Annotated in this window: 16 protein-coding genes; 11 read left to right on the plus strand and 5 right to left on the minus strand. The window is 66.8% G+C overall.

Annotated elements, in window-relative coordinates; all coding sequences use genetic code 11:
* The first annotated feature begins 98 nt into the window (after positions 1–98).
* The 8 genes from LWE61_RS04070 (at position 99) to LWE61_RS04105 (ending at position 7,373) form a co-directional block, all read left to right on the plus strand.
* Positions 99–1,205, plus strand: a complete 1,107-nt coding sequence (locus LWE61_RS04070; protein ID WP_234148757.1) for an AI-2E family transporter — start codon at positions 99–101, stop codon at positions 1,203–1,205.
* A gap of 35 nt (positions 1,206–1,240) precedes the next feature.
* Positions 1,241–1,744: a hemerythrin domain-containing protein gene (locus LWE61_RS04075; protein ID WP_234148758.1), complete on the plus strand. Its 504-nt coding sequence runs from the start codon at positions 1,241–1,243 to the stop codon at positions 1,742–1,744.
* A gap of 303 nt (positions 1,745–2,047) precedes the next feature.
* Complete coding sequence (locus LWE61_RS04080; RefSeq protein ID WP_234148759.1) at positions 2,048–2,707, plus strand: DUF4136 domain-containing protein; 660 nt, start codon at positions 2,048–2,050, stop codon at positions 2,705–2,707.
* An 85-nt stretch (positions 2,708–2,792) separates the two neighbouring features.
* On the plus strand, positions 2,793–3,929 hold the full coding sequence (metX, locus tag LWE61_RS04085; RefSeq protein ID WP_234148760.1) for a homoserine O-acetyltransferase MetX: 1,137 nt from the start codon (positions 2,793–2,795) through the stop codon (positions 3,927–3,929).
* A complete protein-coding gene (locus LWE61_RS04090) occupies positions 3,926–4,408 on the plus strand; it encodes a GNAT family N-acetyltransferase (RefSeq protein ID WP_234148761.1) in 483 nt (160 codons plus the stop codon). Before metX ends, LWE61_RS04090 begins: the two co-directional genes overlap by 4 nt.
* Positions 4,405–4,998, plus strand: a complete 594-nt coding sequence (gene metW / locus LWE61_RS04095; RefSeq protein WP_234148762.1) for a methionine biosynthesis protein MetW — start codon at positions 4,405–4,407, stop codon at positions 4,996–4,998. Before LWE61_RS04090 ends, metW begins: the two co-directional genes overlap by 4 nt.
* Positions 4,999–5,000: 2 nt before the next feature.
* On the plus strand, positions 5,001–6,062 hold the full coding sequence (locus LWE61_RS04100; protein WP_234148763.1) for a cation diffusion facilitator family transporter: 1,062 nt from the start codon (positions 5,001–5,003) through the stop codon (positions 6,060–6,062).
* Positions 6,063–6,296: 234 nt separating this feature from the next.
* Positions 6,297–7,373, plus strand: coding sequence for a L,D-transpeptidase family protein (locus tag LWE61_RS04105; protein WP_234148764.1), 1,077 nt, complete (start codon positions 6,297–6,299; stop codon positions 7,371–7,373).
* Between the two features lie 40 nt (positions 7,374–7,413).
* Here LWE61_RS04105 and LWE61_RS04110 read toward each other — a convergent pair whose 3' ends face one another.
* Together LWE61_RS04110 and LWE61_RS04115 are read right to left on the minus strand one after the other, a co-directional pair.
* Positions 7,414–8,994, minus strand: a complete 1,581-nt coding sequence (locus LWE61_RS04110) for a peptide chain release factor 3 (RefSeq protein ID WP_234148765.1) — start codon at positions 8,992–8,994, stop codon at positions 7,414–7,416.
* Between the two features lie 67 nt (positions 8,995–9,061).
* Positions 9,062–9,934, minus strand: coding sequence for an aldose 1-epimerase family protein (locus tag LWE61_RS04115; RefSeq protein ID WP_234148766.1), 873 nt, complete (start codon positions 9,932–9,934; stop codon positions 9,062–9,064).
* Positions 9,935–10,068: 134 nt separating this feature from the next.
* On the opposite strand from LWE61_RS04115, the gene LWE61_RS04120 reads away from it, so the two are divergent.
* Positions 10,069–10,635: a hypothetical protein gene (locus LWE61_RS04120; protein WP_234148767.1), complete on the plus strand. Its 567-nt coding sequence runs from the start codon at positions 10,069–10,071 to the stop codon at positions 10,633–10,635.
* A 182-nt stretch (positions 10,636–10,817) separates the two neighbouring features.
* Here the strand turns inward: LWE61_RS04120 and dnaA are convergent, their stop codons facing one another.
* The 3 genes from dnaA to mutM all read right to left on the minus strand — a co-directional run bounded on the left by dnaA (position 10,818) and on the right by mutM (position 14,084).
* Positions 10,818–12,197 (minus strand): chromosomal replication initiator protein DnaA, encoded by a 1,380-nt coding sequence (gene dnaA / locus LWE61_RS04125; protein WP_234149062.1) that lies wholly within the window; start codon positions 12,195–12,197, stop codon positions 10,818–10,820.
* Positions 12,198–12,844: 647 nt separating this feature from the next.
* Positions 12,845–13,108 (minus strand): 30S ribosomal protein S20, encoded by a 264-nt coding sequence (rpsT, locus tag LWE61_RS04130; protein WP_234148768.1) that lies wholly within the window; start codon positions 13,106–13,108, stop codon positions 12,845–12,847.
* A 148-nt stretch (positions 13,109–13,256) separates the two neighbouring features.
* Positions 13,257–14,084 carry a bifunctional DNA-formamidopyrimidine glycosylase/DNA-(apurinic or apyrimidinic site) lyase gene (gene mutM, locus LWE61_RS04135; RefSeq protein ID WP_234148769.1) on the minus strand — a complete coding sequence of 276 codons (828 nt, stop codon included), beginning with the start codon at positions 14,082–14,084 and terminating at the stop codon, positions 13,257–13,259.
* A gap of 57 nt (positions 14,085–14,141) precedes the next feature.
* Between mutM and LWE61_RS04140 the strand changes: the two genes are divergently transcribed.
* Entirely contained in the window at positions 14,142–14,897 is a 756-nt protein-coding gene (locus LWE61_RS04140) for a class I SAM-dependent methyltransferase (protein WP_234148770.1), read from the plus strand.
* Positions 14,898–14,906: 9 nt separating this feature from the next.
* On the plus strand, positions 14,907–16,454 hold the full coding sequence (gene ubiB, locus LWE61_RS04145; protein WP_234148771.1) for a 2-polyprenylphenol 6-hydroxylase: 1,548 nt from the start codon (positions 14,907–14,909) through the stop codon (positions 16,452–16,454).
* The last annotated feature ends 1 nt before the right edge of the window (position 16,455 follow it).

Here is a 16,455-nt window from a genome sequence, read left to right on the forward strand (position 1 = left end):
TTCCCTTCCCGTTGCACCGCCCCTTGATCCCTCCGCCGTGCCGCCATAAGCCATGCGCCAGCCGGTGCGCGTCGCGCCGCGCGGCAGGGACATGATGCATGAAGCGCGGAGAAGACAGGTTTTTCGTGGCGCTGGTCGTCGGTGTCACCCTCGCGCTGGCGCTCATCATCCGCCCCTTCTTTGGCGCGATCCTGTGGGCGCTGGTCGCGGCGCTGATGTTCGAGCCGCTGATGAACCGGCTGGTCCACAAGCTGGGCGGGCGGCGCAGCCTGGCCGCGTCGCTGACCCTGCTGGCGATCATCGTCATGGTGGTGGTGCCCGCGCTGATCCTGGGGATGTTCATCGCGCGGGAGGTGGTGGCCCTGTACGGGCAGATTTCCACCGGCAACCTCGACATCAACAGCATCTTCGGCAAATTTCAGGCGCTGCTGCCCAACTGGGCGACGCAGATGCTGGAACGCTATGGCCTGTCGGACCTCGACGCGCTGCGCCAACGGGCGACCACCGCCATTGCGGGCAGTTTCCAGACGCTGGCCGGGCAGGCTTTCAACATCAGCCAGAGCGCGTTCGGCTTCATCCTGACGCTGGGCGTGATGCTGTACCTCGCCTATTTCCTGCTGCGCGACGGGCAGAAGCTGGCGCAGAGGATCGAACAATCCATTCCCCTCCAGCCGACGCTGCGCCGCCAGTTGCTGGACAAGGTGGCGACGGTGATCCGCGCCACCATCAAGGGCAGTCTGGTCGTCGCCATATTGCAGGGGCTGATCGGCGGGGTGATCTTCTGGATGCTGGGCGTGGGTGGCGCCTTGCTGTGGGGCATCGCGATGGGCTTCCTGTCGCTGGTGCCCGCCATAGGCACCGGCCTGATCTGGGTGCCGGTCGCCATCTACCTGCTGATTTCGGGCGCGATCTGGCAGGGTATCGTGCTGATCGCCTGCGGCATCCTCGTCATCGGCATGGTCGATAATGTGGTGCGCCCGGTGCTGGTTGGCCGCGATACGCAGATGCCGGACTATGTCGTCCTGATCTCCACCCTGGGCGGGCTGGAGCTGTTCGGCTTCAACGGTTTCGTCATCGGCCCGGTGATCGCCGCGCTGTTCATGGCGGTGTGGGAGATTTTCGCCAAGGCGCGGCGGCGCGGGACATCCGGCGATGCGGCGGACGGAGGGGCGGCAGGGGAACAAGCGCCGGTGCCGGGCGTCTGAAACCTTGTCCCGACAGGGGATGAGGAGAAACCATAATGGCGCAACCAGTGTTTAGCGACGCCATCGCGTTGCTGAAGGCCGACCATCGCACGGTCGAGGCTCTGTTCGAACAGTTTGAGAAAGCGCGCGACGCGACCCGCAAGAAGGAGATCGCGCACAAGATCTGCCTCGAACTCAAGATCCACACGACGATAGAGGAAGAGATTTTCTATCCGGCCTTCCGCGGCAAGATCGAGGACGGCACGCTGGACGAAGCCTATGTCGAGCATGACGGCGCCAAGCTGCTCATCAACGACATAGAGGCGTCGGGACCGGAGGCGGATTATTTCGACGCCAAGGTCAAGGTGCTGTCGGAAGAGATCAAGCATCATGTCCATGAGGAGGAAGCGCGGGGCGAAGGCATGTTCGCCCAGTGCCGTCGGGCCGATGTGGATCTGGTGGCGTTGCGCGACCGGATGCTGGCCCGCCAGCAGGAACTGAAGGCGGAGGGCGACCTGCCCCCCGCGAAGACGACGGCGCTGCATCTGGTCGCCGCCTGACGCCGGTACGCTGTCTGCCCCGGTGGTTCTGTACCGGGGCGGACAGTGGCTTGGTCGCCCGTCATATTGCCCGTCACACCGATGGCGATCGGCACGGCCGTTGCGGGTGGAAGGCGCTTTCAAAAAGCTCGCCCAGCCGTCTGCCCAAGAGGCCGAAGCTCGCCATGGCCTGACGCCGGAACATAGGACAGGGCGTGGCGGTTGATCGTTCAATTGCCGTTCACAGATGAGGACGTAATGTCCGTATCGAATTGCAATGGGTGCGCCCTCCCCCGACCGGCGCGAACGAACGGACGAGAAACCATGACCGGCACAAGATTTCTGAAAATGGTCGCCGCGCCCGCGCTGGCACTGGTGGCGCTGAGCGGCTGTGCGACGGGCTTCAACGCCAATGTCTCGCGCTTCCAGCAGCTCCCCCCCGCGCAGGGCGAGAGCTTTACCGTGGTGCCGGAGGACAGCCGCAAGGCGGGCGGGCTGGAGTTCGCCCATTATGCCGATCTGGTCGCGCAGCAGATGGGCCGGTTCGGCTATGTCCGCGCCGCCGACCCGGCCGCCGCCCAGCTGGTCGTGCGCGTCGATTATGACGTCGACCAGGGCCGCGAGCGCGTCCGCACTACGGGCGGCTTCGGGGCCGATCCCTTCCTCTATGGCGGCTATGCCGGTTATGGCTATGGCCGTCGCTGGGGCTGGGGTGGCCGCTGGGGCTATGGCTTCAACGATCCCTTCCTGTTCGGCGGCTATCCGCAGGTCGACAGCTACACCGTCTATGGCAGCACGTTGAAGCTGCGCATCGACAAGTCGTCGAACGGCAAGGCCCTGTTCGAGGGTACGGCGAGCGCCCAGTCGCTCTCCAACAAGCTGACCTATGTGGTGCCCAACCTGATCGACGCGATGTTCACCAACTTCCCCGGCAACAGCGGCGAAGAGGTGAAGGTGACGGTCGCGCCCGAACCGAAGAAGTAAGGCGAGGGCGGGGAGCAGGCGGTTCCTGCTCCCCGTTCGCAACAAGCGATTCCATTTCCCGTCCGACACTCTATGAGCATAGGCCATGGTCGAGACGGCTGAGCATCATGATCCGCGTTACGGCATCCGGCGGCATGTCGCGCTGCCGGGGCCGTTGCGGCTGGACGGGGGCGCGCTGCTCAGCCCGGTCGAGATCGCCTATGAAACCTATGGCACGCTCGCCCCAGATGGCCGCAATGCGATCCTGATCTGCCATGCGCTGACCGGCGACCAATATGTGGCCTCCACCCATCCGCTGACCGGCAAGGCGGGCTGGTGGACGCGGCTGATCGGGCCGGGCCTGCCCATCGACCCGGCGCGCCACTTCGTCGTCTGCGCCAATGTGCTGGGAAGTTGCATGGGGTCGCACGGTCCCGCCAGCGTCGATCCGGCGACCGGCCAGCCGTTTGGCATGCGCTTTCCCGTCATCACCATCGCCGACATGGTGCGGGCGCAGGGGCTGCTGCTCGACCATCTGGGCGTGGAGCGATTGTGCGCGGTGGTGGGCGGCTCCATGGGCGGGATGCAGGCGCTGAGCTGGCCCACCATCTTTCCCGACCGGGTGGAGAGCGCCATCGTCATCGCCTCCACCTCCCGCCATTCGGCGCAGAATATCGCGTTCCACGAGGTTGGGCGGCAGGCGATCATGGCCGATCCCAAATGGCGGCTGGGCCATTATTATATGGACGGCGATGCGCCCACCGACGGTCTGGCGGTCGCGCGCATGGCCGCCCATATCACCTATCTGTCCGAAGCGGGCCTGACCGAGAAGTTCGGGCGGCGGTTGCAGGCGCGGGACGCCAAGACATTCGGCTTCGACGCGGATTTTCAGGTGGAAAGCTATCTGCGCCATCAGGGCCTCAGCTTCGTCGAGCGGTTCGACGCCAACAGCTATCTCTACATCACCCGCGCCATGGACTATTATGACATTGCGGAGGATCATGGCGGATCGCTGGCCGCCGCCTTTGCCGAGACGCGGGCGCGATTCTGCCTCGTCAGCTTCGACACCGACTGGCTCTATCCCACCGCCGAATCGCGGCTGATCGTCCATGCCCTCAACGCGGCGGGGCGGGAGGTCAGCTTTGTCGAACTGAAAAGCCCGTTCGGCCATGACGCCTTCCTGCTTGACGCGCCCGACATGAACCGGGTGATCGACGGCTTTTTGCGGGCGGGCCAGAGATGAGTGATCTGGGGATGAGCGTGATCGAGATCGACCTGGGCGAGGGGTATGCGCTGTCGGACGATCCGGCGCGGCTGCAACCCGCCGCGATCCACGCCTATCTGACGCGCAGCTACTGGTCGCCGGGGATCGGGCGCGCGCTGGTCGAGAAGGCGATGGCCGGGTCGCATTGCGTCGGTGTCTATGCGGGGGACGAACAGGTCGCCTTCGCGCGGGTGGTGACGGACCATGCGACCTTCGCGCATCTGGCCGATGTCTATGTGCTGGAGGGGCATCAGGGGCATGGCCTGGCCTCCGCCATGCTGCGCTATTTCGATGCCCACCCGGACTTGCAGGATATGCGCCGCTGGACGCTGAACACGCGCGACGCGCACAGCCTGTATGAGCGGCATGGGTGGGAGCGGATTACGGGCATCTTCATGCAGCGGTTCGACGGGGAGGCCACGGCCCGCGCCACGCAGCGGCTGGACGGGGCGGCATGAGCGACGCGCTGCGCCCCGACCTCGCCATCATCGCGCGCCATGTGGCGCAGGGCGCGCGGGTACTGGATGTCGGCTGCGGCGATGGCGCGCTGCTCTCCGCCCTGCGCGGGATGAAGGGGGTGGACGCGCGCGGGCTGGAACTGGACGCGGACAATGTCGCCGCCGCCGTGGAACGGGGCCTGTCCGTGGTGCAGGGCGATGCGGACACGGACCTGGGCTATTATCCCGACACCAGCTTCGACTATGCCATCCTGTCCCAGACGCTCCAGACGACGCGGCGGCCGGACCGGGTGGTGGAGGAATTGTTGCGCATCGGGGCGCGGGCCTTTGTCTCCTTCCCCAATTTCGCGCATTGGCGGGGCAGGCTGGCGCTGTTGTTCGGCGGGCGGATGCCGGTGACGCGGCTGCTGCCCGAACGCTGGTACGACACGCCCAACATCCACCATCTGACTATCGACGATTTTCGCGCGCTGGTGCGGGATCGCGGCTGGACGATCGAGGCGCAATGGTTCCTGAAGGGCGACCATGAAACGGGCGGGGCCAACGCCAATCTGATGGCGGAACATGCCGTCTTCCTGCTGAGGGCCTGAGCATGGCAGCGGACCATCCGGCCCCGCACGGGCATAGCGCGTGTAACGGCGTGTCCGGGGGCGACTCCGGGGGCGAGTCCCATGGTTTTTCGCACGATCACGATCATGGCGAGGGCGGGGCGCATCATGGGCATGACCATTCCCATGGCCATCATGGCCACCACCATGGCGGTCATGGGCACAGCCATGCGCCCGCCAGTTTCGGCCGGGCCTTCGCTATCGGCATCACCCTCAACATCGCCTTCGTGCTGGTGGAAGGCGGGTTTGGCCTGCTGAGCGGATCGCTGGCGCTGGTCGCGGACGCGGGCCATAATCTCAGCGATGTGTTCGGCCTGCTGGTCGCATGGGGCGCGGTGGCGCTGGGCAAGGTGCGGCCGAGCGGGCGCTTCACCTATGGCCTGCGCGGATCGTCGATCCTCGCGGCGTTGCTCAACGGCCTGCTGCTGATGCTGGCGGCGGGCGCGATCGCGCTGGCGGCGGTTCAGCGGTTCGGCGATCCGCAACCGGTGATGGGCGGCACGATGATGGCGGTCGCGGGCGTCGGCATCCTCATCAACGGCGCGACGGCCTGGCTGTTCATGGCGGGGGCGAAGGGCGACATCAATATTCGCGGGGCCTTCCTGCATATGCTGGCCGATGCGCTGGTGTCGGCGGGGGTGGTGGTCGCGGGCCTCGCCATCGGCTTCACCGGCTGGCTGTGGATCGACCCCGTGACCAGCCTCCTCATCGTCGCGGTGATCGTCTGGTCGAGCTGGGGCCTGCTCAAGGAAGCGGTCGCCCTGTCGCTGGGCGCGGTCCCGGCGGGGATCGACGCGGGCGCGGTGGAACGGCATCTGGCCGCCCTACCCGGCGTGACGGCGGTCCATGACCTCCATATCTGGCCGATGAGCACGACCGAGACGGCGATGACCGCGCATCTGGTGATGCCCGACGGAGCCGGGCGGGACGCCTTCCTGCTGACCGTGGCGGAGGCGATGCGGCAGCGGTTCGGCATCGGCCACACCACGATCCAGGTCGAACAGGACGCCGCCGCCTGCACCCTGGGCGAGGCGCGGCTGGTCTAGGGTCAAGCGTTGTTGGGCAGGTTCCTGGGGAGCGTCTTTCCATCCTTTTCCCCCGTCATGCTGAAGGGCATCGGTATGACGGAGGAAAGGAGGAGTCTCGATCCGTGGATCTTCCTGACTGTCGATTCGACCGGCCGTCGTCCCCCTCTGACCGCCCTCCCGACAAAGCGCGGACAAGCGGCACTTTGCCCCGAATGGCGCGTTTCCCTGTCACAGTTCTGACGGGAGTATCGCGTGAAATCTGTTGCCCTGATCGCCAGCACATTGCTCCTGTCCGCCTGCCACGTCCCGACGGAGAAGGAGGGGGAGGGCAATGCAGCCCGCGCCGATCCCGCAGCCGCGCCCACGGCCACCGACCGGACCTCGCTGCGCTTTCCTGACATCGTAACGCGTCAGCCTTTTCGCGATCCGCCCATCCTGCGCGCGCAGGTGCTGCTCGACCGCGCCGGTTTTCCGGCGGGGGTGATCGACGGGCGGAAGGGGGCGTCCTATACCCTCGCCCTGCGCGGCTTCCAGACGGCGAACGATCTGCCGGTGACGGGGACACTCGACGAGCCGACGCTGGGCGCGCTGAACCGCTGGCGGGATGTGCCCGCGACCCGGACCGTCGCCATCCCGGCCGCCTTTGCCGCCGGTCCGTTCGTGCCGGATTTCCCCAAGGACGCGGCGGAGCAGGCGAAGCTGCCCTTCCTCGGCTATCGCACCGTCATAGAGGCGCTGGCCGAGCGGTTCCACACCACGGCCGAAACGCTGGCCGCGCTCAACCCGCGCCAGACGCGGACGAAGGGCGTCCTGCGCGTCCCCAATATTGCCGACGTGGACCCGGCGACACTGGGCAAGGATGAGCGGGGCTGGAACCGCACGCTGCAATTGCTGGGCGTCGCGCCGGACCAGCCGCAGGCGGACCGGGTGGTGGTGGACAAGTCGGAGGGTGCGCTGAAGGCCTATGACGCCGAGGGTCAGCTGCTGGCGCAATTCCCCGCGACGATGGGCAGCCGCCATGACCCGCTGCCGCTGGGCAACTGGACGATACAGGGGATCAGCCGCAATCCCGATTTTCACTATAATCCCAAGCTGTTCTGGGATGTCAGCGACAAGAAGCCGCCGGTGCTGCTCAAGCCCGGTCCCAACGGCCCGGTCGGCGTCGTGTGGCTGGACCTGTCCAAGCCCCATTATGGCATCCATGGCACCGGCGAGCCGCAGACCATCGGCCGGGCGGAAAGCCATGGCTGTGTCCGCCTGACTAACTGGGATGCGGCCCGCCTTGCCCAGATGGTCAAGGTCGGCACGCGGGCCGTCTTTCAGGAGTGAGCGGCCGGGCAGGAGTGAGGGGCGGGGAGGACGGCCCGCCTCATCGCTCGCGGGTGGCGCTGAACTTCAGGTCGGGATTGCGCTCGGACTGATAACCCACGTCCCATGCAGACTTGGCGAGGAAGACGGGGTTGTCGTCGCGGTCGCGCGCCATGGAGGAGCGGTTGATGGAGGCGAAGCTGTCCAGCTTGCCCGCATCGCCGGTCAGCCAGCGGGCTGTGTCATAGGGGGCCGGTTCCAGCACCGCCTCCACCTTATACTCCGCCTCCAGCCGGGAAATCAGCACATCGAGCTGCAATTGGCCGACGACGCCCACAACCCACTGGCTGCCGATCTCCGGGTAGAAGACCTGGATCACGCCTTCCTCGCTGAGGTCGTCGAGCGCCTTGCGGAGCTGCTTGGTCTTGGTCGGGTCTTTCAGGACTACACGGCGCAGGATTTCCGGCGCGAAATTGGGCAGGCCGGTGAAGCGCACGTCCGCTTTCTCGCTCAGCGTGTCGCCCACGCGGAGGGTGCCATGGTTGGGGATGCCGATGATGTCGCCGGGGAAGGCCTCGTCCGCGATTTCGCGGTCCTGCGCGAAGAAGAGGATGGGGGAGTGGACGGCGATGGGCTTGCCGCTGCCACTGGGGGTCAGCTTCATGCCGCGCCGGAACTTGCCGGAGCACAGCCGCATGAAGGCGATGCGGTCACGGTGCTGCGGGTCCATGTTCGCCTGCACCTTGAAGATGAAGCCGGTCACGTCGGGACGTTCCGGGTCCACCGCCGCCGGTTCGGCGGGCTGGGCGCGGGGCGGCGGCGCATGGGCGGCGAGTGCGTCGATCAGTTCGGTCACGCCAAAGCGTTTCAGCGCCGACCCGAAATAGACGGGCGTCAGGTCGCCGTTGCGATAGGCCTCCAGATCGAACTCCGCATAACCGCCCTGCGCCAGTTCCGCCTCGTCGCGCAGCCGGGTCAGGCCACGGTCGGACAGGACGCCCGCCAGCCCGTCGTCATCCAGCCCGCCGAACTGCTTGGGGTCGTCGGCATATTCCTTGCTCGGCCCGGTCGGCTGCATCAGCCGGTTGCGCGCGAAATCATAGATGCCTTCGAACTCGCCGCCCATGCCGACCGGCCAGCTCATCGGGGTCACGTCCAGCGCCAGCGCGTCCGCCACCTCGTCCAGCAGGGAGAAGGGGTCGCGCCCTTCCCGGTCCACCTTGTTGACGAAGGTGATGATGGGGACGGAACGGAGGCGGCACACCTCGAACAATTTGCGGGTCTGCGGCTCGATGCCTTTCGCGGCGTCGATGACCATCACCGCCGAATCGACGGCGGTCAGCGTGCGATAGGTATCCTCCGAGAAATCTTCATGCCCCGGCGTGTCGAGCAGGTTGAAGGTGATCTTCTCGCCATTCTCCCCCGTCCGTTCGAACGTCATGACGGAGGACGTGACGGAGATGCCGCGCTGCTGCTCGATCTTCATCCAGTCCGACCGGGCGCGGCGATTGGCGCCGCGCGCCTTGACCTCGCCCGCCAGATGGATCGCGCCGCCTTCCAGCAGCAGCTTTTCCGTCAGCGTGGTCTTGCCCGCGTCGGGGTGGGAGATGATCGCGAAGGTACGGCGGGAAGGGATGGTCATGATTCTGTTTCTGGCTGCGGCCGGGCGGTCATGCGGACAGGCACCCAGCAAATATCGGTGCCGCGCCTTACCCCTGAACCAGCGTCACGTCCATGCGGAAGGCGCGCTGGTCGCCCGGCGCCAGTATGACGATGCCGGGCTTGTCCTCCAGCACGCCGTCATAGCCCACCGGATCGGCGATCCCCGCCCAGGGTTCGATGCACAGATAGGGCGCCCCCGGCTTCTGCCACAGGCCCAGCATCGGCATGCCCGGAAAGTCGATACGCAGGTTCGGCGTCCCCGCCGCGCCCCATGTCAGCGATCGGCTTTCCAGCCGGTCCCAGATCATCGCGTCATCCTCGAACAGGGCGGTGGTCGGGGTCAGGGTGCGGCCATTGACCGGCGATGGCTCATGGCTCGCCAGCACCTGCCCGCCCGCGTCGAGGCGTCGGATCGGCGCAGGCTCGCGCTTTTCGAAGAGGATGCGATGATCCGCCTTCGCCGCGCCATAGGGGAGCGGCCAGGCGAACGCCGGGTGATAGCCCAGGCTGAACGGCAGGGGCGTGTCGCCGCTGTTGGTGACGGTCGCGGTGGTGAAAAGGGTCGCGCCCTCCAGCCGGAACGCCATGTCGAGCCGGAAGGGGAAGGGCCATGCCGCCAGCGTCTCCTGTGTCTCCGTCAGGCGGAACAGCGCATGGTCCGGCCCGCTCTCCACCACGGTGAAGAGGGAGCGGCGGGCAAAGCCATGGCGGGGGAGGGTGAACTGCCGCCCGTCGCGCAGGCGATAGCGATCGTCCGCCAGCCCGCCGACGATGGGGAAGAGCAGGGGCGCATGGCCGGTCCAATAGTCGGGAGCGCCGTCATGCATCAGCAGGCGGCCCTGCGCATCGTGCAGCGCCCAAAGCTCCGCGCCCGCCGGGTTCAGTGTCGCGCGCAGGGCGTCCGACAGGATTTCGATCATCCGCTTGGTCCCTTATGCGTCGTTTCGCGACCGTGAACGTTACGGCTATAGAGAGCGCGCAGCTTGCCCTGCAAGGCTCTAACCTGCACGACCCGGCCTATCGGTTGGTCGTGCCTGCGCGCCGGGGAGATACTATGACGAAATTCCATGCCACGATCTTGATGTTGCCCCTGCTGGCGTTCGGCACGGCGCTGCCCGCCCAGCCTTCGGCCTCCCCCTCGGCCAGCCGCGCCGACAAGGATGCGCCGAGGGACCGCGACGGCAAGGATGACGGTGACGAAAAGCGGAACGAGGACGGCACGGTGAAGCGTGCGGGCGAGATCGCCACCCAGCCGGTGCGCGACGTGGGCCTTTCCAAGAAGAAGATCCCGCCGATCCTGGAGAGCGCCTCCGCCGCGCCCTATGCCCGGCCTGCGGGCAAATGCGCCGCCATTTCCGCCGAACTGGCGCGGCTCAACGATGCGCTCGGCCCGGATTTCGGCCAGCCGAAAAAGAAGAAGGGCAGCACCGGCGGCAATCTGGCCGCGGCGGGGGGCGAGATGGTGGTCAACACCTTCATCCCGTTCCGCGGGCTGGTGCGGGAGGTCAGCGGCGCGGCGGCGGCGGATCGACGGTTGCAGGCGGCGGTCAACGCCGGGATCGCGCGGCGCGGCTATCTGCGCGGGGTGGCGGACATAAGAGGGTGCCGGATTGCGGGCTGAGGGCGCTCGGGTGACGCGCCGTTGCCTCGTCACCCCCGCCCCGGCCGGGGTGGGGGCGATGCATACAGGGCGTTATCTGAGCGAGAGCGATCCCGGCCTTCGCCAGGATGATGGTGTTGCCGCGACGATAGGGGACAGGCCAGCCTGATCTCGCCAGTGGCGGCGCGATCAGCGTGCCGGACTTATCCCTCCAACTGGCTTTGCAGCGTGCGGATGTCCTGATCGATGTCCGCATTCTCCTTGCGGAGGGCCTCGATGGTGCGGACGGCGTGGATCACCGTCGAATGGTCGCGCCCGCCAAAGATGCGGCCGATTTCCGGCAGGGAGCGGGGCGTCAGCTTCTTGGCGAGGTACATGGCGACCTGACGCGGGCGGGCGACGGCGCGCGCGCGGCGGGCGGAGCGCATTTCCGACGTGTCGATGCGATAATGGGCGGCGCAGGCGCGCTGAATTTCGTCGATGGTGATGCGGCGGGCGTTCGCGCGCAGCGAATCGGCCAGCACGGTCTGCGCCATCTCGATGGTCACGGCGCGGCCCATCAGCTGCGAATAGGCGATCAGCTTGTTGAAGGCGCCCTCCAGCTCGCGGATGTTGCTGCGGATGGAGCGGGCGAGCAGGTCGATCACCTCGTCACCCACCGCCGTCGTGCCGGTGGAGGCGCGGCGCGCGCGCAGGATGGCGAGGCGCAGTTCCAGCCCGGCCGGCTGGATGTCCGCGACCAGACCACCGGCAAGGCGCGACAGGATTCGCTTGTCCACGCCTTCGATCGCCTGCGGTGCGCGGTCGGCGGCAATGGCGATGCGCGCGCCCGAATCGATCAGGTCGTTGATGGTGTGGAGGAATTCCTCCTGCGTCGGACCCTTGCCCGCGATAAATTGAATATCGTCGATCAGCAGCAGCCGGGCGGCGCGCAGCCGCGCCTTGAACGCCATCGTGTCGTTGGCGCGGATCGCGCCGACGAATTCCACCATGAAGCGTTCGGCGGACATGTAGAGGACCGACTGGTTGGGGCTATGCTCCAGGAACGCGCCCGCGATGGCGTGCAGCAGGTGCGTCTTGCCCTGCCCGGTGCCGCCATGGATGAACAGCGGGTTGAACATGGGCTGGGTGACGGCGGCAAGGCCCTGCGACGCGGAGAAGGCGAGGCGGTTGCTCTCGTCCGCGACGAAAGCGGCAAAGTCGTGGCGCGGGCGGAAACCGTCGGCGGGAATGGCGGCGGTGGTGGCGGGAGCGAGAGACGGGGCGGCGGCCATGCCCTCGTCGCTCTGGGTCCGGGTGCCGGACTCCGCGCCCGCCTGCCCGGCGGAGGGCGTCAGCGCCAGCGTGCGGGCAGCGCCCACCCGGCGGACGACGCGCACCGCCGACACGCCCGCATTCTGCGAACGCCAGGCGAGCGACAACCGTGCACCATAATTGCTGGCGACGAAATTGGCGGCGAAGTCCGACGGGGCGGTCAGTTCCAGCGTGCCGGTCGGCGCGCAGAAATCGCCCAGCGCCAACTGGCGCAGCCACTGGTCGAACAGGCGCGCGCCAATGTCACGGCGCAGCCCGGTGCGGACCATGTCCCAGGTCGAATCCAGGCCGGTCGATTCGGAAGCGGATTCACCCCCGGACGAATCGACCGGCTCCCCCGCGCCGACCAGATTCGCGCCCACGATTCCCGCTACCGTCCCGGCAGCATGACGTGGTGCCCCTTTGGCCATTTCGCCCGCATTGACCATTATAGGAACTTCTCCACATTTCCGGGGATGCGACCCCCCAACATTCCGGACGCGAAGACATGACTTGCCCGCTCCCCGAAATGACAATCGGGGTTGAGAATCACATGTTCGCTGCTGTGATGCCGTCGAGGTGACTCGACTGCTCGGAGGGCTTTTCTGTCACCCCGCCACAGAGCGATCAAGTGCGGCCAAGGTCAAAAAACTGAAATAAATGGTTTGACTCAGGGAATCCGGGGAGATCAAATCAAGTCATTGAAAATACTCAATTTTGTTCCGAATTAACCATAGGGGTGAGGGGTGGGACAGCGCGAATCGTGGAGTTGCTTGGCTTTGCCCGAAAGGGTGTCGAAATGAGCCACATGTTTCGCGCGCGCCCTCTTCGTCTGGCGGATAAGTCGCCGGTGACGGGGACGCAAAAATACCCGCCGGGACGGACCCGGCGGGTATGGAATTCTGGATCATGACCCTATCGGATCATGGAACAGGTGTCAGGCGAGAGCCTGGACCCGCTTGGTCAGGCGACCGAACTTCCGCGAGGCGGTGTTCTGGTGCAGCACGCCGCGGGCGACGCCACGCGACAGCTCCGGCTGGACGGCGGTCAGGGCGGTCTGGGCAGCGGCCTTGTCGCCAGCTTCCAGGGCGCTCTCGACCTTCTTGACCAGAGTACGGATGCGGCTGACGCGCGCGCCGTTGATCTCGGCCCTGCGAGCGTTGCGGCGGATGCGCTTCTTTGCCTGCGGCGTGTTGGCCATCGTTGTCCTCGAACTTGCGAATAGTAAGAATCGGAGTGGGTGCAGAACCGTTGCCAGTCCACGCGAAACCCGCGAAGAGCGCGCCCTTAATCAGTATCCACCGAATCGTCAACCGCGATCGCAGGAAAAGCGGCCCGGGTGGAGCCGCTTATTTCTGACAGGCGGGGCAATAGAAGGTCGACCGGCCGCTGTCCACGCGCCGTAATACCGTGGTTCCACAGGCACAGGCCTCTCCCTCCCGGCCATAGACGCGCCAGTCCTTGGCGAAATAGCCCAGCTGGCCATCGGGGCGCACATAATCGCGCAGCGACGATCCGCCCGCGAGGATCGCGGCGGCCAGCACCTCCCGAATCGCCTCCACTAGCTTTGCGAGTCGCGGCCGGCTGATCCGGCCCGCCGCGCGGGTGGGGGCGATGCCCGCCATGTTCAGCGCCTCGCACACATAGATATTGCCCAGCCCCGCCACGATCCGCTGGTCCAGCAGCATCGCCTTGATCGGCGCGGCGCGGCCCTCCAGCATCCCGGCCAGATAGGCGGCGGTGAAATCCGGTCCCAGCGGTTCCGGTCCCATGGCGGCAAAGGCGGGGTACAGATGGAGGTCGGCGGTGGGCATCAGGTCGACGAAACCGAATCGGCGCGGATCGCGCAGCGCGAAATGATGGCCGCTCCCGCCCACCTCCTCCTCCGTCTCCAGAATGAGATGGTCGTGGATGTTCACCGCGTCCCCGTCGATCACCCAGCGCCCCGACATGCCGAGGTGGAAGATCATCGTGTCGCCGCGATCCGTGTGGATCAGCCCATATTTGGCGCGGCGGCCCAGACTGGTGACGCGCGCGCCGGTCATCCGCTGGCGCAGCTCGGCGGGGAAGGGCTTGCGCATGTCCGCGCGGCGCGGCTCGACACGGACGAGGCGCTGTCCCTCCAGAGGGCCACGCAGGCCAGCGACGGTCGTCTCGACTTCGGGTAATTCCGGCATGGCTATCGCGTTATCACCCTTTGCGGCGGAGGCAACAACTGGCTAGAGCCAGCGGCCATGACCGACACAGCGCCAGAGCCATCGAGCGACACCACATCCTTCGGCTATCGGGAAGTCCCCACAGAGGAGAAGGTGGGCCTTGTCGGGCAGGTCTTCTCCAGCGTGGCGAGCCGCTACGACGTCATGAACGACGCCATGTCGGTGGGCGCGCACCGGTTGTGGAAGGACAAGTTCGTGCGCCGGGTGAAACCGCGCGGCGGCGAGGCGATCCTCGACATGGCGGGCGGCACCGGCGACATCGCCTTTCGCATGGCGCCGTCGGGCGCGGCGATCACCGTGTCGGACATCAACCCGGACATGCTGGCCGTGGGCGTGGAGCGGGCGAAGAAGAAGGGCATAGAGGGCCTTGGCTGGTCGGAGCAGAATGCCGAGACGCTGAGCTTCGCCGACCGCAGCTTCGACGCCTATACCATCGCCTTTGGCATACGAAACGTCACCGATATTCCCGCCGCCCTGCGCGAGGCGCATCGCGTGCTGAAATATGGCGGGCGCTTCTTCTGCCTCGAATTCTCCACCACCGTCTGGCCGGGCTTTGCGGAGGTGTATGACGCCTATTCGCATCATCTGGTGCCCAAACTGGGCAAGCTGCTGGCGAAGGACGAGGACAGTTATCGCTACCTGATCGAATCCATCCGTCGCTTCCCGGACATGCCGACCTTTGCGGGGATGATCCGCGACGCCGGTTTCACGCAGGTGAAGGCGGAGCCGATTCTGGGCGGGCTGGTCGCGATCCACAGTGGCTGGAAGGCGTAACCGCTCCTCATGACCTCCCACGTCACCCATCTCTGGCGCATCCTCAAATGGGGGCGCACCCTCGCACGGCACGGCGCATTGCGCGGGATCGAGCAGGATCTGAACACGCCGCGGCCGGTCCGCCGCATCGCCCGCCTCGCGCGGTTCGGGGCGCGGGTGCCGAAACAGGCCCGCTATGCCGAGGCGTTCGGCGCCATCGGCCCGGCGGCGATCAAGCTGGGCCAGATGCTGGCCACCCGTCCCGACCTGGTGGGGGAGGAGCCGGCGCATGACCTGCTGAGCCTTCAGGATTCGCTGCCGCCCGTGCCCTTCGCGGCGATCCGCGCGGCGGTGGAGCAGAGCCTGGGCCGCCCCCTCGAAACGCTCTACAGCCGCTTCGACGAGCAGCCGGTCGGCGCCGCCTCCATCGCGCAGGTCCATCGCGCGGTGACGGCGGACGGGCGGGATGTCGCGGTCAAGGTCGTGCGCCCCGGCGTGGAGGCGCAGTTCGCGCGCGACATCGACACCTATGAATGGGCCGCTGCGCATCTGGAGGCGCTGGGCGGGGAGGCCGCGCGGCTTCGGCCCCGGCTGGTCATCGCCAACCTGAAACGCTGGACCGCGCGGGAACTGGACCTGCGCCGCGAAGCCGCCTCCGCCTCCGAACTGGCCGAGGCGATGGAGCCGGTGGCGGGCTATGTCGTGCCCGGTATCGACTGGGACCGCACGTCGGGTCGGGTGCTGACCCTCGACTGGATCGACGGGATCAAGATTAGCAACCGCGCCGCTCTGGTCGCCGCCGGGCACGACCTGAGCGACATTGCCGCGCGGCTGGTCAACACCTTCCTGCGGCAGGCGATCGCGGAGGGCTATTTCCACGCGGACATGCATCAGGGCAATTTGTTCGTGAAGGCCAATGGCGACATCGCCGCCATCGACTTCGGCATCATGGGCCGTATCGACCGGCGCGCGCGGACATGGCTGGCGGAGATTCTCTACGGCCTCATCACCGGCAATTACCGGCGCGTGGCGGAAATCCATTTCGAGGCGCAATATGTGCCCGCCCATCATGACGTGGCGGAGTTCGCGACCGCGCTCCGCGCCGTGGGCGAGCCGATGCGGGGCAAAGCGGTGTCCGAACTGTCGGTGGGCCAGATGCTGGATGGCCTGTTCGCCATCACCCGCGATTTCGACATGCAGACGCAGCCGCACCTGTTGCTCCTGCAAAAGACGATGGTGATGGTGGAAGGGGTTGCGACCATGCTCGACCCCGACATCAACATGTGGGACGTGTCCGGCCCCTATGTGAAGGCGTGGCTGCGCGACGAACTCGGTCCGGAGGCGAAGGCGGCGGACGCGATCCACGAAGGGGTGGGCCTCATCACCCGCCTGCCCGCACTGCTGAAACGGATCGAGGACGCCTTCCCGCAAAAGGGCGGCGCGCCGCCGCTGCCGCCGCTGCCGACAGTCGATCTGGTGTGGAACCGGCGCGGGCGGGGGTTGAAGGCGCTGGGCTATGTCGCGGTGGCGGTGGGGTCGGCGCTGGCGGGGGCCGGGGTGATGGCTTTCTGGGGATAGG

The sequence above is a fragment of the Sphingobium sufflavum genome (genome assembly GCF_021403115.1).
Taxonomy (GTDB): domain Bacteria; phylum Pseudomonadota; class Alphaproteobacteria; order Sphingomonadales; family Sphingomonadaceae; genus Sphingobium; species Sphingobium sufflavum.